Source organism: Noviherbaspirillum sp. ST9, assembly GCF_048799745.1.
GTDB lineage: Bacteria > Pseudomonadota > Gammaproteobacteria > Burkholderiales > Burkholderiaceae_D > Noviherbaspirillum.
This window is the reverse complement of sequence record NZ_JBLWFR010000001.1, coordinates 665,653-687,735: the sequence shown is the minus strand read 5'-3', so window position 1 is coordinate 687,735 and position 22,083 is coordinate 665,653. Positions and strand designations below refer to the sequence as shown.

The following is a 22,083-nucleotide window of genomic DNA, read 5'->3' as shown; positions in this document are numbered from 1 at the left end:
TGTTGCGACGCTTGCTCAGACGCCCAGTCTGAGCGGCGCGCCGCGCCTAGCATTGCATCCCTTCTCGACCGAACGCGCCCCCTTCCCTGGTTCATAACACCCTCTAAGCGCGGGTGCCTCGCACCTGCGCCATCTTCTTCCCCGACCGTTGCCGCATCGCGCGGTTCTGCGACTGAAGAATGCCGTCGATCCGTTCCGATGCCTCGCGCGCCAGGTGCTGCGCCTCCTCCCCGTAAGGGAAGAATTCCGGACAGCGATAACCGAGCCAGGCATACGCTGAATAGAGCTTGCAGGTGTCTTCGACATCCTGCAGCGATTCACCGGGCACATGTTCCCCGATCCAGTCCAGCTTGCTCGCCTGTCCTCGCGCCAGCGCCCGTGCCCATTTTTGCCATGCCGCGTGCAAGGAAGGGATGCGCGATGAAATCGGCACCAGCGACAGGGTGAATTTGTCCGCGAGTGTCAACGGCAAGGTATCCAACCACAGCGCGCGCTCGGCCTGCTCCTCGGTGATACGCGGCGTGAAGAATCCGTCCGGCACATCGATGTCCGTCTCGAAGCGCTTGAGCAGTTTCGCCAGCGACTGTTCGCCGGTGACGGAGGTGATGCGGTTCAGGTGCTCCAGCGTCGGCGCGACCGAGAATCCGAGCGAGGACACCGGTGGCACCTTCTCCTTCAGCAGCGCGCGGATGACGTAATGCGTATCGTCGTCATAACCGGCGACGAAGCCTTCCTCGTGCACGCCGAAGCGGCCCGCGCGTCCGGCGATCTGCTTGGCGAGCGCGGCGCTCAGCTCCTCTTCCTCAACACCGTTGTACTTGACCGCGGTCGTCATCACCACGCGCTGGATGGGCAGGTTGAGCCCCATGGCAATTGCGTCGGTGCCGACGACGATATCGGCGGAGCCGTCGCGGAAGCGCGCCGCCTGCGCGCGGCGTACTTCCGGCGAAAGATTGCCGTACACCGTCGCCACGGAGAAGCCGATCTCGGTGATCATGTCGCGCCACATCAGGACCTCCCGGCGCGAGAAGGCGATCACGGCATCGCCGCGCCGCAGGTTGCGCAGCTTGCGCACCGGTTGTCCTTCCATCGAGAGCGGCGCCTTGCGGCTCAGTACCCGCACTTCGAGCGGACAGTCCAGGCGCTTTGCCAGCGCCTCGACCGCGCGGCGCGCTTCCGGTGCACCGACGAGGTAGACAACGCTCGCTGGAGCGCCGCACACCGCCGCCGTCCATGCCGCGCCGCGGTCACGATCGCCCAGCATCTGGATCTCGTCGATCACGGCGATGTCCACGCGCGTCTGCGAGTCGAGCATTTCCACCGTGCTGGCCACATGCGTCGCACCTTCCACCACGCGGCGCTCTTCGCCGGTGACGAGGCTGACCTTGAGCCGCTCGCCGTTGCGCTCGACTTCGGCCAGCCGTTCATAGTTTTCCAAGGCGAGCAGGCGCAGCGGGGCAAGATAGACGCCGCTCTTCGCCTTGGCCAGCGCTTCCATGGCTTCATGCGTCTTGCCGGAATTGGTCGGCCCGAGCAGCGCGATGAACTTGCGCGGCATGCGGCGCGCGACCTCGAAGGAGGCCGGATACTCGGCGAGGTTAATGCTTTCTCGCGTGCGCGCCGCGTTTGCCGCTTCCTGCTGGCGCTCGATCGCGTTCAGCAGGCGCTGCTCGATGCGGTCCAGGACGTGGTCGACCGGAGAAGAAGATTCCTTGAGCGCAAGGACGTGGAGGAATTCTTCCGCATCCAGCCCATACTCCTCCGCGCGCGCCGTCAGCGCTTCGACGAATTCGCTGACCTTGCGGTGCAGGACCTGGCGTGCCTTCGCTTGCACGCGTTCATGCACGAGGGCGAGCTTCTTCTCGGGCGAAAGATTGCGCCACTTGCTCGCATTGGCAAGGACGCCCTCGGGTGGCACAAGGTCATAAGGAACGCGCAGCGGTCCGGCGTCGACTTCGCCGGAAAAACGGATCATGACGCGGCCTTCCAGCTTGGCCAGTTCCGCGCCATGTGTGCGGAGGTGCTGCTCCAGTGCCTCGGTCAGCGTCGCTTCGTTGTCCGGATACTGAGGGGATTCTTCCTGCTCGATCTTGTTCATGCAATTAGGATGTCTTGCCGCGGTGGGGGTTCCGCGCAGTAAACCGCAATTCTGTCCTTGCGGCAAGACATCCGGGAACGCCGTATCAGGCCGCCACGGCGCGGGGCGCCAAAGCCGATTCGCGGATCGGCAGGTTGGCGATCGCCGCAGCCAGGGCAAGAGCTATGTCGGCGTACCACATCCATTCGTAATTGCCGAAATTCGCGAAGGCCAGGCCGCCCAGCCAGGCACCGAAGAATCCGCCGATCTGGTGCGACAGCAGCGTCAGTCCGAACAGCGTCGCGAGATAGCGCATGCCGAACAGTTTGCCGACAAGGCCGGCGGTCGGCGGCACGGTGGCAAGCCAGGTGAATCCGAGCGCCGCGGCGAAGACATAGAAGGTCCATTCTGTTTTCGGCGCGAGCAGGTAGATCACGATCAGCACGGCGCGGCTTCCGTACATTCCCGCGAGGAGATACTTCATGCGCATGCGTGACGACAGCGCTCCGGCGGTAAGACTGCCGGCAATATTGAACAGTCCGATCAGCGCCAGCGCGGTAGCGGACACGCCTGCAGGCAAACTGCAGAGCGCGACTTCGCCAGGCAGGTGCGTAACGAGAAAGGCGATATGGAAGCCGCAGGTAAAGAAGCCCGCATGCAGGAGCAGGTAGCTCGGATCGCGCATGGCAATCTTCAGCTGCTGCTTCAATCCGATATGCGAGGGATCGGCTGCTGCCTGCACGGCCGGCGCCCGCTTGCGGCGCAATGGCCATGCCAGCGGGATCGTCAGCAGTGTCGTGGCGGCCATGGTCAGCATCGCCGCCACCCATCCGGCGGTATTGATGATCGCCTGCATGAGCGGTGCAAAGACAAACTGTCCGAAAGACCCGCCCGCGTTGATGAATCCTGACGCGAACGCGCGCCGCTCTGCTGGCAGGCGCTGCGCGGTGGCACCGATCAGAATGGAAAAGCTCCCCGCGCCCGCCCCTGCCGCACTCAGGATGCCCATCGCCATGATCAGCCCCCACTGCGAGTCGACGAACGGCGTCAGTGCGGTTCCCCCGGCCAACAGGATGGCGCCCGCGACGATGACCTTGCCCGGTCCATGCTTGTCGGCGATCGCGCCGAAGATCGGCTGCGATGCGCCCCACATGAACTGGCCGACGGCCATGGCGAAACTGATCGACACAATCCCGAGGCCGGTCGACGTATTGATCGGTGACACGAACAGCCCGGTGGTCAACCGTGCTCCCATGGTGATCATCAGGATCGCCGCCGCTGCGAGGGTCAGCATCCAGGCCGCACGAGGCGTCATTTGAGTGTGTTGGTCCATCCGCTTTCTCCTTGCACCGGAATTAAGTGCATATGCATGTTTATACGCGAAATCGATTATAGTGTATATACATATATTTTTCCGGCTGTGGTCTACCGGACTATCTTCTCCGACATTTTTAAAGAGGCGCGCAATGAACCTGCAAGATCCCCTGAATGAATGGCAAGCCGACGAAGCGGCCGTCCGCCCCGCGTTGATTCCTGCCGGCGTGGCGACGCGTGAACAGTTGCGCGAGCGTTCCGGCATGGACTTCCTGCTCGGCATCATGCGCGGCGAACTCCCGCCCGCGCCGATCGGCGAATTGCTCGACTTCGTTCCGGTGAAAGTGGAACCGGGCCTGATGGTCTTCCAGGGCACGCCCGGGCCGCAGCACTACAACCCGATCGGTTCCGTTCATGGCGGTTACGCGGCGACCCTGCTCGATTCCTGTGTCGGCTGCGCGATCCACAGCATGCTGCCCACCGGCAAGGGCTACACCACGCTCGAACTGAAGATCAATTTCGTCCGCGCCCTCACCGACAAGACCGGCCCCATCCGCGCCGAAGGCAAGGTGATCCACGTCGGCGGCCAGGTGGCTACGGCGGAGGGACGCATCGTCGATGCGCAAGGCAAGCTCTACGCACATGCGACCACGACGTGCCTGTTGTTTGCCATCTGATGCAAGAACGCGGGGCAGCGACATTGTCGTCGCGATGACAAAGCCGCTTGCCTCGAATGATCTACATCAAACCTTCATCGATTTTTCGCGCGTATCGCGAAGAAATCGCAATTCCACTTTGCGGGTAAGGGATCAGTAAGACATCGCACGTATCCTCGCAAGCTCTTATGAGTCACACATTGAGGACGTGAAAATGGAAGACGATATTGTCCAGAAGGTCAAATCGAATCAGAAGTACCAGAAACTGGTATCGACCCGCTCCAGCTACGGATGGACGCTCACGTGGATCATGATGGTTGCCTACTACGGCTTCATCATGCTGGTCGCCTTCAACAAGGAATTGCTGGGCCTGAAGATGGGCGCCGGCGTGACGACCTGGGGCATCCCCATCGGCCTGTTCGTGATCGTGTTCACGGTCATCATCACCGGCGTCTACGTGCGCCGCGCCAACGGCGAGTTCGACGAACTCACCGCGCAGATCCGCAAGGAGGTGATGTAATGCATAGCCTCAAGCGCATTGTCCCTGCACTCGCCCTGTTTGCCGCTGCAGGCGCTGCCTTCGCAGCCGGCGGCGACCTCGGCCAGGCAGTAAAGCAGCCAACCAACTGGACCGCCATCTCGATGTTCGGCGTGTTCGTCATCCTGACGCTCTTCATCACCAAGTGGGCCGCGGCCAAGACCAAGTCCGCCGCTGACTTCTATACGGCGGGTGGCGGCATCACCGGCTTCCAGAACGGCCTCGCCATCGCGGGCGACTACATGTCGGCTGCGTCCTTCCTCGGCATTTCCGCCGCGGTGTTCCTGAACGGCTACGACGGCCTGATCTACTCGATCGGCTTCCTCGTCGGCTGGCCGGTGATCACCTTCCTCATGGCGGAACGCCTGCGCAACCTCGGCCGCTTCACCTTCGCCGACGTCGCCGCCTACCGCTTCGAGCAGAAGCCCATCCGCGCGTTCGCCGCATCCGGCACGCTGGTCGTCGTGGCGTTCTACCTGATCGCGCAGATGGTCGGCGCAGGCCAGCTCATCAAGCTGCTGTTCGGCCTCGAATACTGGATCGCGGTGGTGCTCGTCGGTTCGCTGATGATGGTGTACGTGCTCTTCGGCGGCATGACCGCGACGACCTGGGTGCAGATCATCAAGGCGATCCTGTTGCTGTCCGGCGCCTCCTTCATGGCCTTCGTCGTCATGTCGCAGTTCAACTTCAGCCCCGAAGCGCTGTTCGCCAAGTCGGTTGAAATCCATGACAAGAAGGACGCCATCATGGCGCCCGGCACCTTCATCAAGGATCCGGTTTCCGCCGTCTCCTTCGGCATGGCGCTGATGTTCGGCACCGCCGGCCTGCCGCACATCCTGATGCGCTTCTTCACCGTGCCGAGCGCGAAGGAAGCACGCAAGTCGGTATTCTGGGCCACCACCTGGATCGCTTACTTCTACATCCTGACCTTCATCATCGGCTTTGGCGCGATCGTCCTGGTCAGCACCAACCCGGCGTTCAAGGATGCAGCAGGCAAGCTCCTCGGCGGCAATAACATGGCGGCGATCCACCTCGCCACCGCTGTCGGCGGCAACGTGTTCCTCGGCTTCATCTCGGCAGTGGCCTTCGCCACGATTCTCGCCGTGGTTGCCGGCCTCACGCTGTCCGGCGCATCGGCCGTGTCGCACGACCTTTACGCCACCGTCATCAAGCAGGGCAAGGCCACCAGCGAAAACGAACTGCGCGTCTCGCGTGTGACCACCATCGTGCTCGGCATCATCGCGGTCGTCCTCGGCATCGTGTTCGAGAAGCAGAACATCGCATTCATGGTGTCGCTGGCATTCGCGATCGCCGCATCGGCCAACTTCCCGGTCCTGTTCATGTCGGTGCTGTGGAAGGGTTGCACGACCCGCGGCGCAACGATTGGCGGCTTCCTCGGCCTGGTCACGGCCGTGGTGCTGACGGTGCTGTCGAAGTCGGTGTGGGTGGACGTGTTCGGTTACAAGAGTGAAATCTTCCCGTATACTTCCCCGGCCCTGTTCTCGATGACTGCCGGCTTCCTCGGCATCTGGCTGTTCTCCATCCTCGACAGCAGCGAGCGTTCCCGCAAGGACCGCGTCGGCTACGAAGCGCAGAAGATCCGCTCCGAAACCGGCATCGGCGCGGCAGCTGCGTCTGCCCACTAAACAGGCAGGCTCATTGCAACCCCGGGGAGCGATCTCCGGGGTTTTTTATTTTCGCCGCAGGCCGTTGCGATAAACAACCGACATGCTCGACACGAACCATGATCCTCTGACGATGCCGCCGCACGAACCGTCGCCGGCGCTGCAGCAGGCGCATGCGATTCTTGCCGCCGCCGGTGACGTGGCCAGCGTGAAGCAGGCTGCTTCAAGGATTCGCGCATTGACGCACGCGCTTGCCGACGAGACAGACAATGGCGAACCGGCGACCCGCATCATCTCGTCGGTCAACGACATGCTGACGCACCGCGTCATCGAGGCAGTGCTCGCCGATGCCGCGCCCGACAGCTTTCCCTGGTGCTGGATTTCGCTCGGCAGCGAAGGCCGCCAGGAGCAGACGCTCTCGAGCGACCAGGACAACGGCATCATTTTCGACGGCCCGGGAGAAAGCGGCCGCGCGCGTCTCCTCGGTATGGCCAGGCGGATCAACGACATCCTCGACGCCTGCGGCTTTCCGCTTTGCATGGGCAATGTCATGGCCAGCAACCCCGAATGCTGCCTCAGCCTGTCCGAGTGGAAGGCGCGCTTCCGGGAATGGATTTTCGAAGGCGACCCGCAGGCACTGCTCAACGCCACCATCTTCTTCGACCTGCGTCCGCTGTATGGCGCGCATGCGCTTGCCGAGGAATTGGGCAACTGGCTGGCGCAGGAAGCATCCGAAAACCCGCGCTTCCTGTATCAGATGGCCGCCAACGCCCTGCAGCGTGAAGTGCCGCTCGGGCTGATCCGGCGCTTTGCGGTAGAGAGGAAAGGAAAATTCCGTGGCACCATCGACCTCAAGCTGAAGGCGGCCGCCCTCTTCGTCGACGGCGGCCGCATCTACGGCCTGGCGAGCGGCACGCATGCGGTGAACACCGCGGAACGGTTCCGGCTGGCGGTGAAGGCAAACCGCCTCCATCCGAGCGAGGCGGAACGATGGATCAATGGATTCCATTTCGTCCAGTCGCTCAGATTGAAGAACCAGCAGGCCTGTTTCCGGCGCGGAGAGGAGATGCACAACCATGTCGCGCCGTCCATGCTGGAGGCGGGCGACCGGGCAAGGCTGCTGGACGCATTGCGCCAGGCCCGCCACCTGCATCACCGGCTAGTGCTGGACTATCCGGGGATCGGGTGATAGTACGGAGTAAAAGGATTGGGTTGCACGGCAGGAATGCCACGCAGGGAAGTGTCAGCGGCGGCGCTGGTAACCAGTGGAAACCGGTCCGCGCTTTTCGAGGTGGCGGAACGTGATACGACCTTTGCTCAGGTCATAGGGCGACATTTCAATCGACACCTTGTCGCCTGCGAGGATGCGGATATGGTGCTGGCGCATCTTACCGGAGGTGTAAGCGATCAGCTGGTGGCCATTTTCCAGGTCAACACGGAATCGTGAATCCGGGAGCACCTCGGTCACGAGGCCATTCATTTCAAGCAATTCTTCTTTAGCCATGCTACGGTCCAATACTAAAAGTGCGTCAACGACTGCCGGCGCAAAATGCCCCGCCAGAACAGGAAGGCCCCGTTCCGTTATTGCTGGGACTGCGCGAACGCCTGGCGCAGGGGATCAAAAGGCGCCTTGCCTCAAACGAGTAGGCCTGGCGAGGAATTAACGGCGCCGGGGATCGGCGGAACGATGAAGTGGTCGGAGAAGCAGGTTTCAAGCCTGCGCGACCTATAAGGACTGGAAGAGGCGGAATGCGACACCGGCTCCGTCCAAGCGGTTAATCCGCCATCGGACCCCGCACTATACCACATACAGCCCTTCCCCGCCCGGTACGTTCCCGGGCGACGAACAAGCCGTCCGCCCATCTCTGGTCGGAAAAAATTACCGGGTGCGAGGGGAATTAAACGTTTCCGGACGCATGACAAGCGGCGTGCCTTCCACGCCGGCTGCGACCAGCCTGCGGGCGACACCGCTGATGTTCGACTCGAAGCTGTGGAAGATTTCCATCATGTCGACGTCCTCGTCATCGCCCTTGAAGGAAGACAGTTTGTGCAGCGCCTGTGACGTGATCAGGCATTCGCGCTTGACGGAATCGACGACGACGGTGAAGGTAATGCCCTCTTCCGAGAGCGAGGGTTGGTTGATTGCGTGGATCATGATTTTCCTTTTGGGGGCATCGCGGCGATGGCGCTGATGCACTGTGGACTTCGCGCGGTGCAAGCGGTTGCATGAGGGGGATCATGCGATGGATGCGGTATGTCTTATGCTTGGCATCCCTCTTTGGGAATACCTATCATGACCAAGTTTGAAATCATGGCGCTGATCATGCGCAAGGAAAGCCAGTTCGAGGGAGACGCATTTACCATTGCCGCCAAGCTCGCGACTTGTCTGGAACAATTATCGGAGCGCCTGCGGGACGACGAATTGGCCGAACTCATCCAGATCGGCGGCGCAATCTATCGCATTGGCCTCGAACAGAGCAGGCAGACCGTCCCGCTCGAAGACCTCTTCCCTGCATGTGAAAACTGGCCGAGCCCCCATCCCGACCGAGGCGGCTTCAGGCATTGACTTGCTCCTGACAGTCTCCGTGTTGGCGCCGGGCAAGGGAAAAATAAATATCGATACCTTTAGGTGCATTGAACGATTGCGTGTATAGTGGCCCTTCGCACTCGTATCAAGTCGTCGTCTTTGCTGGTCTCGTTCCCGTCTTGCTCTTTCCCCTGAGCCATTCCTGTCTGATTCCCTTCGGTCGTATCTCTTGGTCCAGAGCGTATTTTCTGGCGCAAGCCTTTTCATCCTAATCCGACAGGAATTCTCATGAGCACACAATCACAAACCGGCACCGTCAAATGGTTCAACGACGCCAAGGGCTTCGGCTTCATCAAACCCGATCAAGGCGGCGACGACCTGTTCGCCCACTTCCAGGACATCCAGTCCAGCGGCTTCAAGAGCCTCGCTGAAAACCAGCGCGTCTCTTTCGACGTCGGCACTGGCCCGAAGGGTGCCAAGGCAACGAACATCCGTCCGATCTAAATTTCTACGCTCTGCCAGGCGCGCAAGCGCCGGCGGCAGCTGCCAGGGGATGTTGAGGCGCGCGCACCACGCAGATAGCATGGGCTGCAAACCAAAGATCCCCGGGACACCTTGCAGATAGCCTGGGTCCCAAATGCCAGAGTGGAAAACGAAAGCCCGTCAATGACGGGCTTTCTTCTTTTCCGGGGCCGAAATCCAATGAAGGTGATAACGATGGAACCTTCGATGTATGCGACGGCCATACTGAAATCAACATACGAGCCGCCACTCCGGACAAGGGACACATCATGGACCAAGACGAAATCCTGGCCTTCATCACGCAAGTCGAGACGGAGGACATCGATCCTGTCTGCGTCGCCAAAGTTTATGCCGCCGCTGTCGACGACATGCAGACCCGCATTTCGGCGCAGGACCTGCGAAGGTTGCTTCTCATCGGTGCCGCGATGTATCGCAACAGCATCAAGGGACAGCACGTGGAACTACAGTTGCCCGTGTCAGAGAGCAGTGCGCTGGAAGGGACGTCGATGCTGGAAAACGAGCAATTCAAGGGCGTGCTGCACTAGCGGACGCCCGTTCCCAGAGAAAAAAGCCCGGCCTCATGACCGGGCTTTTTCCCTTTGGCACCCAGGAAAAAGAAATTGCCTTACTGGCGCGGAATCGTGCCGCGCCATGCGCCGGTTTCAACGCCGCGGCTTTCCACCAGCTGCTTGAAGCGCGACAGGTTGGACTTGGTTTGCATCTTCACGAAGCCGAGCGCGTCGCCGATCTTCTCGTCGACCGACTGCGGATCGTAATCCATCTGCAGCATCACGCGCGTCTTGCTGTCAGACACCTTGTGGAAGGTCACCACGCCGGCATTGTGCACGCCGCCGAGGCTGCGCCAGGCAATGCGCTCGTCCGGAATCTGTTCCGTGATCTCGGCATCCCATTCCTTGTCCTTGCCGGCAATACTGGCTTTCCAGTGCAGGCGCTTGTCATCCAGCTGGCGGACTTCCTGCACGCTGTCCATGAACTTCGGCAAGTCCTCGAACTGCGTCCACTGGTTATACGCCGTACTCACGGGCACATTCACTTCGATGGATTCCTCGACCGTGGATTCCATGTCGGACCCACGCGACTTCTTCAATTGCTTCGACAACAGGTAACCGCCTACGGCGAGCGCAGCGGCGGTGGCAATACGACGACCAAGCATACGATTTCCTTTCTTTTTTATGCTGTCCGGACATGACCGGACTAACCATTCTTTCACCCCAGTCCGATCGTAATTGATGGTCAAAGTTCTAATCCCCTATGGATTCGCGTGCCGGCGTTCCAGCTTGTGCTGCCTTCCGGCTACATCCATGTCGTCTTCATCCGCAAGGTAGCCTTCATCGGCCACAAGCTGCACATCGGGAGAAAGTGCTTCATGTCCGGCAGCGCGCTCGAGCAGAACAGCCGCCGTGCTCAACTTGCGTTCGACCGTCTCCAACAAGTTGGAAACGGTCAGGATGGACGGCAGCATCAGCTCGCAAGCCGACGCTTCCTTGACGAGTGGATCGTCCTTGTCCAGCTCGCGGTTTGCCGATGTACGCGCACGGAGCGCCTCCTTCAAGTGTTCCAGACGGCCAATCAAGTGTCGGATTTCGCTTGCCTGCATGATGCCTCCTTGTGTCGATGACCAATGCGCGCTTGTCCTCATGCGATGCGATCGCGCACCGCAAAGTTCTCCGGCGGGACGCTGGTCATGACCCGTGTCATCACCGACGTACGAAAAAAGTTGTGGTCGGACATGCAATGAACCATGCGTGGCAAGGCCGGGTCATATTGTTTGGATTGCAATCCGCATCCTCCGGCGGAAACGCGCCACGCGCTTTCCACGGACGTGTTTGAATCGTCATCGAAAAACGAAGAGGCGCTCCGTGGACGCATTGCTGCTCTCGAGGATACAGTTCGCCTGGGTCATCGCCTTTCATATCCTGCTGCCGGCATTCACGGTCGGCCTCGCCTGCTACATTGCCACGCTGGAAGTCCGTTGGTGGATCACCAAGGACGACACGGTCCGGCGGCTCTCCGCCTACTGGATCAAGATCTTCGCGATTTCCTTTGGCATGGGTGTCGTATCCGGCATCGTCATGCCCTTCCAGTTCGGCACCAACTGGAGCCGCTTCTCGGACCAGGCATCGAACATCGTCGGCTCCCTGCTCGCCTACGAAGTCGTGACCGCCTTCTTCCTCGAAGCCGCCTTCCTCGGCGTCCTGCTGTTCGGCCGCAACCTGGTGCCGCAATGGGCGCACGCGCTGGCGGCTGTGCTGGTCGGGCTCGGCACCCTGATGTCTTCGTTCTGGATCCTGGCGGTCAACAGCTGGATGCAGACGCCGCGCGGATACGAGATCGTCGATGGAAAGTATTTGCCGACGAGCATGTTCGAGATCATCTTCACGCCCTCCTTCCCCTACCGCCTCACGCACACCGTCATCGCCTTCCTCGTCACCACGGCCTTCGTGATCCTCGGCGTCGGCGCGCACTACCTGCGGCACAACCGCTTCCCGGCGGAAAGCAGGATCATGATGCGCATGTCGCTCGCCTTCCTCGGCATCATGGTGCCGCTGCAGGTCCTGGTCGGCGACCTCCACGGACTCAATACGCTCGAACACCAACCGGTCAAGGTCGCGGCCATGGAAGGCCTGTGGGAAACCGGGCGCGGCGTGCCGGCGTCGATCTTTGCCATCCCCGACCAGGAAGCGGAAAAGAATCATTTCGAGGTCGCCATCCCCAAGTTCGCGAGCCTCTACCTCACGCACGAATGGGACGGCGAGGTGAAAGGCCTCAAGGACTGGCCGAAGGAAGATCGCCCTCCCGTGGCCATCGTCTACTTCGCTTTCCGCATCATGGTCGGCATCGGGCTCGTCATGCTGACGACTGTCATCATCGGACTCGTGCTCTGGTCGAAGAAGCGCTTGTTCGACAGGCCGTGGTACCTGCGCCTGTGCATGCTGGTCTCGCCGCTCGGCTTCGTCGCCGTGCTCGCCGGCTGGACCACGACGGAAGTCGGACGGCAGCCGTGGGTCATCTACGGTTTGATGCGCACGAGCGAGGCCGTCACGCCATCGCTGACCACGAGCGACGTCGCCATCTCGCTGGCGACCTACGTGATCAGCTACCTCTTCATCTTCGGCGCCGGCTTCATCCTGCTGCGCCGCCTGGTACGCATTGGCCCGCCACCGGATGAAACGCACGAATCCCAGGCGCACCCGAAGCGGCCATTGTCAGCGGTCACCGGCCACGACAAAGGCGTGGGCGTGCCCGTGATGCGCGGATTGGGAGGACGCCATGACGCTTGACCTCGTACCGCTGTGGGCCTTCATCCTGTCGCTGGCCGTGCTGATGTACGTGCTGCTCGACGGCTTCGACCTGGGTGTGGGCATCCTGTTCTTTTTTCGTCGGCATGACAAAGACCGCGACGTCATGGTCGCCTCGGTCGCGCCCATCTGGGACTTCAACGAAACCTGGCTCATTCTTGGCGGCGGCGGCCTGCTCGCCATGTTTCCGCTGGCGTTCGCGGTCATCGTTCCTGCGGTGTACTTCCCCATCCTGCTGATGCTGCTTGGCCTGCTGTTCCGTGGCGTGGCCTTTGAATTTCGCGATGCGCCCGAAGCGCGCAAGCACTGGTGGAATGCTGCCTTTGCCTACGGCTCGCTCATCGCAACGTTTGCGCAGGGCGTGGTACTGGGCAATTTCATCCGCGGATTCCCGGTCGAGGGGCGCTCGTTTTCGGGCACCAGCTGGGACTGGATCGCGCCGTTCCAGCTCCTGACCGGTCTCGGCCTGCTCGTCGGTTACAGCCTGCTGGGTGCGACCTGGCTATACATGAAGACCGAAGGTGAACTGCAAGCGTGGGCACGCCGCATGTCGCGCTGGTTCCTGCTCGGCCTGCTCGCGTTTATCGTGATGGTCAGCGTATGGACGCCGCTGGAGGAACCGCGCATTGCCGAACGCTGGTTCAGCTTTCCGAACCTGCTGTATTTCTCACCCGTGCCGATCCTGACGGTAGTACTGGCCTGGCTGCTCCTGTGGGCGTTGAACAAGGGGCGCGACGTGCTGCCCTTCCTGTGCGCAATGGGCCTGTTCTTCCTGTCCTACACCGGCCTGATCATTTCCATTTGGCCGTATGTCGCGCCGCCATCCATCACGCTGTGGGACGCGGCGGCGCCGCCGATGGCGCAGCAGTTCCTGATGGTGGGTACGATGTTCCTGCTGCCGGTCATCCTGCTGTATGTATTCTGGTCGTACTGGGTGTTTCGCGGAAAGGTGCGGGCGGGAATGAGTTATCACTGAGCACGTCACCTTCTTCTGCTTGTTTTCGCGCTGGCAAATCAATTTTGCCCCAGGCCCGCCGCATTCCCGTGAATTTGATCCAGGTCATAGTCGCAGGCAGGTCAGATTTCTAGTATGGCCTCTCACTCTCCGAAGCGCCGTGCTTGAAGCTGGCGCTTTGGTGCATTCTCTTTCACGACGTCAATGGACCTGCATACTGAATCGGCTTCTGCGCGCAGCAAGCCAGGCACCGCTCCCAACGGTAACATGCATCACTGTGGACGAAACACCGACTCGCCCGACACGCTCATTTCAGATGCGCTGCACGCCGTGCGCACGCTGCTCGACATGGACGTGGCATTCGTATCCGAATTCAATGGTGGACGAAGGATTTTCCGCTATGTCGACAGCAGCGAGGAATTCACTTCGGTGAGTGCGAACGCGTCCGACCCGCTTGAGGAAACTTACTGCCAGCGCGTGCTCGACGGCCGCATGCCGGAACTCATTGCCGATACAGCAAAGAATCCCGAGGCACTGAAGCTGGCAATTACCTCTCACCTGCACATCGGCAATTACCTCGGCGTACCCATCCGCTTCAGCGACGGCGCCGTGTACGGCACCTTCTGCTGCTTCAGCACGCAGGCTAATCACGCGCTGAACAACCAGCACCTCGAGACGGTGCGCCTGTTTGCGAATTTCGTAGGCAAGGTGGTGGAACGGCATTCGCTCGCGGACCTGCGGAAGGAGAGCAGGGCGCGGCTCAACAAAGTCCTGGAGGAGGAGCGTTTCGACATCCACTATCAGCCGATCATCCACGTCTCGGAGAACAGGCTGGTGGGACACGAAGCGCTCGCCCGCTTTTCATGCGACCCGATCCGCACGCCCGATTGCTGGTTCTCGGAAGCCGCCGAAGTCGGATGCCAAGAGGCACTCGAACTTGCCGTCATCAGGAAGGCGCTGTCGGCGCTGCCCCACCTTCCGCAGGACACCTACGTCTCGGTCAACGTCTCACCCGAGACCGTGCTCAAAGGATCGATTTCCACCGTGCTCGACGGTTACCCGCTTGAGCGCATCGTTCTGGAGATGACGGAGCACGCGCTGGTCGACGACTATTCCTCGATCGCCCGTCAGCTCGCCTTCTTCAGGAGAAAAGGATTGCGACTTGCCGTCGACGACGCGGGCGCTGGATTTGCCAGCTTCCGCCACATACTCAAGCTGAAGCCGGACATCATCAAGCTCGACAGCAGTCTCATCCAGCGCATCGACATCGACGTGAATTCGCGCGCGCTGGCTGCCGCGCTGATCCGGTTTGCCGAAGAGACCGGGAGCAAGATCGTTGCGGAAGGTGTTGAAACAGAGTCGGAACTGAGCGTGTTGCGAGAGTTGAAGGTGAACAAGGTGCAGGGCTTCCTGCTTGGGCGGCCGCGACCGATCTACGCGCATTGACCGGCCAGTGTGCGGCCTCATCCGCTAATTGAGTGCGCCGAACACCTTGCCGATGATCTTGCTCCCCGTGCCGATCGGATCCTTGCGAATCGCCTTCTCTTCCTCGGCAATGATCGTGTAAAGGCCATCCAGCGCCTTTTGCGTCACATAGCCCTCCACGGTGGCCTGCTCCGATCCGAGTCCCAGCTTCGATGCCTGCGCCATGGCGCCGTTATACGTCGCCGAGAGATTGGATCGATCCGTGATTTTCTTCACGATCGGCAGGAATTTCACGGCGAGTTCGGCGGAGGTCTTCTGACGGAAGAAATCCGTCACCGACGTCTCGCCGCCGGTCAGGATCTGCTTGGCATCGGTGAGCGTCATGGATTTGACGGCATTGACCAGTAACGGCTTGGCCATCGGGACCGCTGCTTCCGCCGCGCGGTTCATGGAAACGACCAGCTCGTCGAGCTGCTTGCCCTTCCCGGTCATTTTTAGGATCGGCCGCGCCTGTTCGAGGATCGACGGCAGCTGGATCTTCACCTTTTCATTGTTGAGGAACCCGTTTTCGACGCCGAGCCTGGCGACGGCGGCGTTCGATCCGCGCTCCAGGGCGGCCTTCAGACCGCTTGATGCGTCCTGGTTGGACAGGTCGGACAAGGAGGCCGCGATGGCTGTCGATGCGAGGAAGGACAGTGACAGGACGAGGCCATTGGCGAGAGGGCGCAAGGACATTGGGACTCCGCGGGGAAGTTGGTGACTTTGTCAGTCTACGCCGGATGATGCTGCTTGGACATGGGAAGCCCGGTGCCCCAAACATAATGGCTCACAACTCTGCGAGCCGCTTATTGATTTCTAGTGCGGATCAGTCTGAATCATCCCGTGTGCCTCACCCTGTGCAGCTCTCAGAGGCCCCTCTCCTTTTGTAGCAGTTCACGCCCTGAATTGTTGAATACAAGCATCAGAGATGATCAATCGCAAAAATCTGATGCGTTTCATCCCGACGTAGTGCAGCTGCACTATTGCGCATGGAAATGTCGAATGGCATTGTCGTATCGACAAAACAACCAAGGGAGGTAACCACGATGAAGACGAGGCGCAGCACTATGTGCGGACTGTTAATGGCAGCTCTGGCCGGGTGCGGGGGTGGGGATCAGAGCCGCACCGAGAAATTGCAGTCGAATTGTGCAGCAGGATTCGAGGCAGCGTGCACGACCCTCGCTGTAGAGACTGGAAAGACCACAACAACGACAACGTCCAGCTCCACCGGTAGCGGCTCAAGCGCCGGGTCAACCACAACAGTGAGCACCGCCTCCATCTCGCCTATCTCGATAAGCCCCCATGAATTGACGGTTAGTGACTGTACGACCAATTTGCCATTTATATTTTCAGGTGGAACGCCACCCTACACAGTTCTGACCAGTGACAACCAAAAGATTCCTGTCACTAACGCAGAGCCACTCGGAAGCACAAATTTCTTCTTCATGGCAAGTATCGGCCCGCTGATCCTTATCAAGCGCGACTCGCCAGATTCTCCACCACGTTACAGTGACATGTATCCGCCGGCGACCCTGACCGTTCTGGACGCCCAAGGGCGCACTGGAACAACGACCCTCAAATTTCCAGTGATTCATCTGACCTGTCCAGACAATCCTCTGCTTATTGCCAGCCCAGCGTCGGCAAACGCACGAGAGACGGAAGTCCTTGCGTTCAATGTGGATGGCGGTTCGGGAACATTTACTGCCGTATCGAGAGACAGCAACATTGCCACCGTACTCGGGCAGACTTCAACCGGCTTCACGGTGCAAGCAAAGTCCGTCGGCAGCGTTCTAATCACTGTATCGAGCAGCGACGGACAGAACTCAAACATTGTATTCCGCGTGTTGCCTCTACAATGACTGAACGAACCGTCAGTCGATAACGCCCATCTGTGTGGGCGCCTGACATGGCCACATGAGCAAAAAAAGAAAAAGGGTTAGTGCCGTGGAAGGCGCTAACCCTTTAATTCTGGTGCTGATGAGAGGAGTCGAACCTCCGACCTACTGATTACGAATCAGTTGCTCTACCAACTGAGCTACATCAGCGAAAACGGGGATTCTACCAAAAAAAGTTACAGATCCGCTAGTCCGGCGTTTCCCCGCCTTGCCGAAGCGGCATTATTTCAAGGAAAACACCAGTAAATTACTCGGGAACTACGGCGGGAGAGGCTGTCCGCCCCTCGCACTGCCGCAGCCTTATTCCGCGTGATAGCTCGTCACGCGCTCCACTTCGCTGCGCGATCCCAGGAACACGGCCACACGCTCATGCAGCTTCGACGGCTGGATGTCGAGGATGCGCTGCTTGCCGTTGGTCGCGGCACCGCCGGCCTGTTCGACGATCATGGACATCGGGTTGGCTTCGTACATCAGGCGCAGTTTGCCCGGCTTGTCCGGCTCACGCGCGTCGGCCGGGTACATGAAGATGCCGCCGCGGTTGAGGATGCGGTGCACGTCGGCGACCATGGAGGCGATCCAGCGCATGTTGAAGTTCTTGGCGCGCGGGCCGGTTTCGCCGGCGAGCATTTCGTCAACGTAGCGCTTGACCGGCGGGTACCAGTGGCGGGCGTTGGACGCGTTGATCGCGAATTCCTTGGTTTCGGCCGGGATTTTCATGTTGCGCTGGGTGAGGACCCAGGAGCCCATTTCGCGGTCGAGCGTGAAGCAGTTGACGCCGTTGCCGGTGGTCAGCACCAGCACGGTTTGCGGGCCGTAGACGGCGTAGCCGGCTGCAACCTGCTTGGCGCCGCACTGGAGGAAGTCCTTTTCCGTCGGTTCGGCCATGCCTTCCGGTGCCTTGAGCACGGAGAAGATAGTGCCGATCGAGACGTTGACGTCGATGTTGCTGGAGCCGTCGAGCGGATCGAACAGCAGCAGGTATTCGCCCTTCGGATAGCGGTTGGGGATGGGGAAGATCTCTTCCATTTCCTCCGACGCCATCGCGGCCAGGTGGCCGCCCCACTCGTTGGCTTCGAGCAGCATTTCGTTCGAAATGACGTCGAGCTTCTTTTGCACTTCGCCCTGCACGTTTTCGCTGCCGGCGCTGCCGAGCACTTCACCGAGCGCTCCCTTGCTGACGGCGTGGCTGATGGTCTTGCACGAACGCGCGACCACTTCGATCAGCAGGCGCAGTTCGGCGGGGATGTTGTTGTAGAGACGCTGTTCTTCGACCAGGTACTGCGTCAGGCTGACTCTTTTCATGGATTTTTCCGGTAGGTGCGTGGTTAGTTGGATAGGGATTTGGTAATGACTTCGAGGACGTCCTTCGACAGGTCCTTGGTGCGCGAGACCTTCTTCAGGGCGGCATGCATCTTTTCCTGCAGGGCGGGCGCGAACTTGCGCCAGCGGTCGAGGGTGCGCGCCAGGCGGGCAGCGACCTGCGGGTTGATGGCGTTGAGCGCGATCACCTGTTCGGCCCAGAATTCGTAGCCGCTGCCGTCAACCGCGTGGAATTGCGACGGGTTGCCGTTGCAGAAGCTGAAGATCAGGCTGCGGGCACGGTTCGGGTTCTTCAGGGTGAAGGCCGGGTGCTTCATCAGGGCACGTACGGCGGCGACGTCGGTCGTGCGTGAGGTGGCCTGCAGCGAGAACCATTTGTCGATCACCAGCGCTTCCTGCTCGAATTCGTTGTAAAAACTGGCCAGCGCGTCGTTGCGGCCGGGAGCGCTGCTGTTGGCCAGCGCGGTCAGGGCGGCAATGCGGTCGGTCATGTTATTCGCGTTGTCGTACTGGGTCTGCGCGTGGTGGTGCGCTTCCGCGTCGTCGTTGTCGGCGATGTAGGACAGGGCGAGGTTCTTCAGCGCGCGTTTTCCTGCCGAAGCGGCATCGGGGCTGTAGGTGCCGGGCGTGCGGTTGGCCTGGTAGGCCACCATCCAGTCGACGCGCAGGGACGATGCCAGCGAGCGGCGCAGGAAGCGGCGCACCGCGTGGATGGCGTGCGGGTCGATGACCTGCATCTGTTCGGCGACCACGGTTTCGGACGGCAGCGTGAGCGCGAGTTCGCGGAAGGCGGGGTCGAGCGCGTCGTCATTCAACGTGGCGCGGAAGGCATCGTTGAGCACGTTCTTCTCGAGCTCGGCATCGCTCAGCGCGTGGTTGTTCTGCACCGCTTCGGCCAGCGCCAGCATGCGGCGCATCGCAAGGCGCTGTCCTGCTTCCCAGCGGTTGAATGCGTCGCTGTCATTGGCCATCAGGAAGGCGAGCTCTTCGTCGCTGTAATCGATGTCGAGGACAACCGGGGCGGAGAAACCGCGCAGCACCGAGGGCACCGGGCGTTCCGCGACCTGCTTGAAGCGGAAGGTCTGCGTGGCTTCGGTCAGCTCCAGGACCATGGTCGCCGGCGCGTCGTCCTTCTCTTCGCCTTCAAGGTGCAGCGGCATGTCGTTGCCGCGCGCGTCCAGCAGGCCGATGGAAACCGGGATATGGAAAGGTTTCTTTTTCGGCTGACCCGGCGTCGGCGGGCAGGACTGCGTGAGCGTGACCGCATAAGTGAGCGTGCCGGCGTCATATTCAGTGTCGACCTTCACGCGCGGCGTGCCGGCCTGGCTGTACCAAAGTTCGAACTGGTCCAGGTTGCGCCCGCCGGCGTCCGCCATCGCGCGGCGGAAATCGTCGCACTCGACCGCCTGCCCGTCATGACGCTGGAAGTACAAGTCCATGCCCTTGCGGAAACCGTCGCGTCCCAGCAGGGTCTGGTACATGCGCACCACTTCCGAACCTTTTTCGTAGATCGTGACGGTGTAGAAATTGTTGATCTCGACGTAGGAATCGGGGCGCACCGGGTGCGCCATCGGACCAGCGTCTTCCGGGAATTGCGCCTGGCGCAGTACGCGCACGTCCTCGATGCGCTTGACCGCGCGGCCGCTGTCGGTGCCAATCAGGTCGGCGGAGAATTCCTGGTCGCGGAAGACGGTCAGGCCTTCCTTCAGCGAGAGCTGGAACCAGTCGCGGCAGGTGACGCGGTTGCCGGTCCAGTTGTGGAAGTATTCGTGGCCGACGACGGATTCGATCCCGGCGTAATCCGTATCGGTGGCGATGCGCGGATTGGCGAGCACAAACTTCGTGTTGAAAATGTTGAGGCCCTTGTTCTCCATCGCGCCCATGTTGAAGTCGCTGACGGCGACAATCATGAAGCGATCGAGGTCGAGTTCCAGGCCGAAACGCTCCTCATCCCAGCGGATGCTGTTCTTGAGCGAATCCATCGCGTGCTGGGTCTTGTCGAGGTTGCCCTCTTCTACCCAGACCTGTAGCAGGACTTCGCGGCCGGATTTCAGCGTATAAGTTTCTTCCTGGCACACCAGGTTCCCGGCGACGAGTGCGAACAGGTAGGACGGCTTCTTGAAGGGATCTTCCCACACGGCGTAGTGGCGGCCGTCGCCGAGATCACCTTCTTCGATCAGGTTGCCGTTGGACAGCAGCACCGGATACTTCTCCTTGTCGGCGCGCAGCATGACGGCGTACTTCGCCATCACGTCCGGACGGTCGGGGAAATAGGTGATCTTGCGGAAGCCTTCTGCCTCGCACTGCGTGAAGAAATTGCCGTTGGACACGTACAGGCCCATCAGCGAGGTATTCATGTTGGGGTGCGTGACGGTCTCGATCTCGAGCGTGACCTTGTCCGGCGGATTGAAGATCTCGAGCGTCCCGTGGCCGAGCGCGTACTGGCGCTTGTTCAGCGGCTTGCCGTTCATGCGCAGCTGTTCCAGGCGCAGTGATTCGCCGACCAGCACGAGGTTCCTGTTCGGGCTGTCCGGGTTGCGGCGCATGGTCATGCGGGTGGCGACATGGGTCGCTTCGGGATCGAGGTCGAAACCCATTTCAACGGTATCGACCCAGAAGCTGGGAGGCGTGTAATCCTTGCGATAAATCGTCTGGGGAGTATCGGTGCGCATAGGCTGAGAATCCGGTGAATCGGGGGGATAATGCTGGAAACTGCTATTTTACCAACCGACAGGGACGGGAGCCCATCTCGATGAAATCATCCTTTGCGCTTTTCGTAGTTGCCATTTCGGCATTGCTCGCATCCTGTACGCAGGAGCAGCAGAACCAGATCAGCCGCAGCGTGCAGAACTGGACCGGCACCAACGGCGTGCTGGAGGTCTACGCGGGCGACAAGGTGGTGCGGCGCTTCATCCAAGTGGACAAGATTTCAACAGCGCTCGGCACGGACGACAACAAGCCGCGTCCCTACCGCTACGGATACGGCGTGCTGGACGAGAACCTGAACATGGTGGCCGATCCGGGCGAGAAGAAGGTGTACTTCGAGATCAGCGATTACGCGTCGAATTACCTTTTCTTTGAAAATCCGCGGTAGATACAAAACGTTACGGATCTTTTTCGACTTGTCCGGAACTAATTTCTATACTGGCATCAAGATATATCCCGCTGGAGAACATCATGAAAGCTTTGCTGTCCGCCTGCATCCTGGCCGTCAGCACCCTGGTCGCCGGCTGCGGCACCATGATCAGGAGCGATGTCACCACCTTCCACGAGTGGCCCGACACCCTTCCCGACAAGTCCTACGTCTTCGAACGCACGAAGGAACAGAACGACAGCCTCGAGTACCGGAATTACGAAAACCTGGTGCGCAACGAGCTCAACCGGCTCGGTTTCACCGAGGCGCCCGCTTCGACCAAGCCTGCGCTCAAGGCGGCCATCCACTACAGCATCAATGGCCGCGATGTCCGCGAGGTGTACCCGGCGGTCGTGAATCCTTATCCCTATGCGCATCCGTACTGGTACGGGCCGGCATGGCGCGGCTACTACGGCCCGTTCTACGATCCGTTGTGGTACGGCCCGCCGATCGTCGAACAGCGCGTCGCGCAGTACCAGCTGTTCAACCGCCAGCTGCGGATTTCACTGGCGCGGATGACGGACAGCAAGAAGCTGTTCGAGACGACGGTGGTGAGCGAAGGCACCAACGGCACGCTGGCGACGATCATGCCTTACATGGTGCGGAGTGCGTTTGCGGAATTTCCGGGGAAGAGCGGGGTGCCGCGGCGCATTGAGTTGAAGATGGAGCAGTGATTGTGGGAGCGAGTCAAGCGCTGCCCTCTCCCCGTCGTTCCCGCAAAGACGGGAACCCATAGT

General features: G+C 60.6%; 22 protein-coding genes and 1 tRNA gene. 13 read left to right on the top strand and 10 right to left on the bottom strand.

Annotated elements, in window-relative coordinates; all coding sequences use genetic code 11:
* Positions 1-103: 103 nt before the first annotated feature.
* On the bottom strand, positions 104-2,098 hold the full coding sequence (locus ACNOHI_RS03265) for a helicase-related protein (protein WP_420473194.1): 1,995 nt from the start codon (positions 2,096-2,098) through the stop codon (positions 104-106).
* 85 nt (positions 2,099-2,183) lie between these two features.
* On the bottom strand, positions 2,184-3,410 hold the full coding sequence (locus tag ACNOHI_RS03260; protein WP_420473193.1) for an MFS transporter: 1,227 nt from the start codon (positions 3,408-3,410) through the stop codon (positions 2,184-2,186).
* 133 nt (positions 3,411-3,543) lie between these two features.
* On the opposite strand from ACNOHI_RS03260, the gene ACNOHI_RS03255 reads away from it, so the two are divergent.
* From ACNOHI_RS03255 to ACNOHI_RS03240, 4 genes are all read left to right on the top strand, one after another.
* Positions 3,544-4,068, top strand: coding sequence for a PaaI family thioesterase (locus ACNOHI_RS03255; RefSeq protein WP_420473192.1), 525 nt, complete (start codon positions 3,544-3,546; stop codon positions 4,066-4,068).
* A 193-nt stretch (positions 4,069-4,261) separates the two neighbouring features.
* Positions 4,262-4,567 carry a DUF485 domain-containing protein gene (locus tag ACNOHI_RS03250; protein WP_420473191.1) on the top strand — a complete coding sequence of 102 codons (306 nt, stop codon included), beginning with the start codon at positions 4,262-4,264 and terminating at the stop codon, positions 4,565-4,567.
* On the top strand, positions 4,567-6,231 hold the full coding sequence (locus tag ACNOHI_RS03245; protein WP_420473190.1) for a cation acetate symporter: 1,665 nt from the start codon (positions 4,567-4,569) through the stop codon (positions 6,229-6,231). Before ACNOHI_RS03250 ends, ACNOHI_RS03245 begins: the two co-directional genes overlap by 1 nt.
* 82 nt (positions 6,232-6,313) lie before the next feature.
* Positions 6,314-7,399, top strand: coding sequence for a DUF294 nucleotidyltransferase-like domain-containing protein (locus tag ACNOHI_RS03240; RefSeq protein WP_420473189.1), 1,086 nt, complete (start codon positions 6,314-6,316; stop codon positions 7,397-7,399).
* A 54-nt stretch (positions 7,400-7,453) separates the two neighbouring features.
* Here the strand turns inward: ACNOHI_RS03240 and infA are convergent, their stop codons facing one another.
* Together infA and ACNOHI_RS03230 are read right to left on the bottom strand one after the other, a co-directional pair.
* Entirely contained in the window at positions 7,454-7,714 is a 261-nt protein-coding gene (infA, locus tag ACNOHI_RS03235; protein ID WP_420473188.1) for a translation initiation factor IF-1, read from the bottom strand.
* Positions 7,715-8,089: 375 nt separating this feature from the next.
* Positions 8,090-8,365 (bottom strand): hypothetical protein, encoded by a 276-nt coding sequence (locus ACNOHI_RS03230; protein WP_420473187.1) that lies wholly within the window; start codon positions 8,363-8,365, stop codon positions 8,090-8,092.
* Between the two features lie 138 nt (positions 8,366-8,503).
* On the opposite strand from ACNOHI_RS03230, the gene ACNOHI_RS03225 reads away from it, so the two are divergent.
* The 3 genes from ACNOHI_RS03225 (at position 8,504) to ACNOHI_RS03215 (ending at position 9,804) form a co-directional block, all read left to right on the top strand.
* Entirely contained in the window at positions 8,504-8,776 is a 273-nt protein-coding gene (locus ACNOHI_RS03225) for a hypothetical protein (RefSeq protein ID WP_420473186.1), read from the top strand.
* A gap of 249 nt (positions 8,777-9,025) precedes the next feature.
* Entirely contained in the window at positions 9,026-9,241 is a 216-nt protein-coding gene (locus tag ACNOHI_RS03220) for a cold-shock protein (protein WP_420473185.1), read from the top strand.
* 287 nt (positions 9,242-9,528) lie between these two features.
* Positions 9,529-9,804, top strand: a complete 276-nt coding sequence (locus ACNOHI_RS03215) for a hypothetical protein (RefSeq protein ID WP_420473184.1) — start codon at positions 9,529-9,531, stop codon at positions 9,802-9,804.
* An 80-nt stretch (positions 9,805-9,884) separates the two neighbouring features.
* Here ACNOHI_RS03215 and ACNOHI_RS03210 read toward each other — a convergent pair whose 3' ends face one another.
* Both ACNOHI_RS03210 and ACNOHI_RS03205 read right to left on the bottom strand, forming a co-directional pair.
* Entirely contained in the window at positions 9,885-10,433 is a 549-nt protein-coding gene (locus tag ACNOHI_RS03210; RefSeq protein ID WP_420473183.1) for an SRPBCC family protein, read from the bottom strand.
* Positions 10,434-10,529: 96 nt separating this feature from the next.
* Complete coding sequence (locus tag ACNOHI_RS03205) at positions 10,530-10,877, bottom strand: hypothetical protein (RefSeq protein ID WP_420473182.1); 348 nt, start codon at positions 10,875-10,877, stop codon at positions 10,530-10,532.
* Positions 10,878-11,139: 262 nt separating this feature from the next.
* Here ACNOHI_RS03205 and ACNOHI_RS03200 point away from each other — a divergent pair, with 262 nt between their 5' ends.
* The 3 genes from ACNOHI_RS03200 (at position 11,140) to ACNOHI_RS03190 (ending at position 14,980) form a co-directional block, all read left to right on the top strand.
* Positions 11,140-12,561, top strand: coding sequence for a cytochrome ubiquinol oxidase subunit I (locus ACNOHI_RS03200; RefSeq protein WP_420473181.1), 1,422 nt, complete (start codon positions 11,140-11,142; stop codon positions 12,559-12,561).
* Positions 12,551-13,555, top strand: a complete 1,005-nt coding sequence (gene cydB, locus ACNOHI_RS03195; RefSeq protein WP_420473180.1) for a cytochrome d ubiquinol oxidase subunit II — start codon at positions 12,551-12,553, stop codon at positions 13,553-13,555. The genes ACNOHI_RS03200 and cydB overlap by 11 nt, the downstream gene beginning before the upstream one ends.
* 183 nt (positions 13,556-13,738) lie before the next feature.
* Complete coding sequence (locus ACNOHI_RS03190; protein ID WP_420473179.1) at positions 13,739-14,980, top strand: sensor domain-containing phosphodiesterase; 1,242 nt, start codon at positions 13,739-13,741, stop codon at positions 14,978-14,980.
* 24 nt (positions 14,981-15,004) lie between these two features.
* Here the strand turns inward: ACNOHI_RS03190 and ACNOHI_RS03185 are convergent, their stop codons facing one another.
* Positions 15,005-15,694 carry a DUF4197 domain-containing protein gene (locus tag ACNOHI_RS03185; RefSeq protein ID WP_420473178.1) on the bottom strand — a complete coding sequence of 230 codons (690 nt, stop codon included), beginning with the start codon at positions 15,692-15,694 and terminating at the stop codon, positions 15,005-15,007.
* 749 nt (positions 15,695-16,443) lie between these two features.
* On the opposite strand from ACNOHI_RS03185, the gene ACNOHI_RS03180 reads away from it, so the two are divergent.
* Positions 16,444-16,857, top strand: coding sequence for a hypothetical protein (locus ACNOHI_RS03180; protein ID WP_420473177.1), 414 nt, complete (start codon positions 16,444-16,446; stop codon positions 16,855-16,857).
* A gap of 110 nt (positions 16,858-16,967) precedes the next feature.
* On the opposite strand, the gene ACNOHI_RS03175 is transcribed toward ACNOHI_RS03180, so the two are convergent.
* From ACNOHI_RS03175 to pepN, 3 genes are all read right to left on the bottom strand, one after another.
* Positions 16,968-17,043, bottom strand: a tRNA-Thr gene (locus ACNOHI_RS03175).
* Between the two features lie 150 nt (positions 17,044-17,193).
* Entirely contained in the window at positions 17,194-18,195 is a 1,002-nt protein-coding gene (locus ACNOHI_RS03170) for a class 1 fructose-bisphosphatase (protein WP_420473176.1), read from the bottom strand.
* A gap of 23 nt (positions 18,196-18,218) precedes the next feature.
* Positions 18,219-20,885 carry an aminopeptidase N gene (gene pepN / locus ACNOHI_RS03165; protein ID WP_420473175.1) on the bottom strand — a complete coding sequence of 889 codons (2,667 nt, stop codon included), beginning with the start codon at positions 20,883-20,885 and terminating at the stop codon, positions 18,219-18,221.
* A gap of 80 nt (positions 20,886-20,965) precedes the next feature.
* On the opposite strand from pepN, the gene ACNOHI_RS03160 reads away from it, so the two are divergent.
* Together ACNOHI_RS03160 and ACNOHI_RS03155 are read left to right on the top strand one after the other, a co-directional pair.
* On the top strand, positions 20,966-21,307 hold the full coding sequence (locus ACNOHI_RS03160) for a hypothetical protein (RefSeq protein WP_420473174.1): 342 nt from the start codon (positions 20,966-20,968) through the stop codon (positions 21,305-21,307).
* An 83-nt stretch (positions 21,308-21,390) separates the two neighbouring features.
* Positions 21,391-22,020 (top strand): DUF4136 domain-containing protein, encoded by a 630-nt coding sequence (locus ACNOHI_RS03155; RefSeq protein ID WP_420473173.1) that lies wholly within the window; start codon positions 21,391-21,393, stop codon positions 22,018-22,020.
* Positions 22,021-22,083 lie beyond the last annotated feature (63 nt).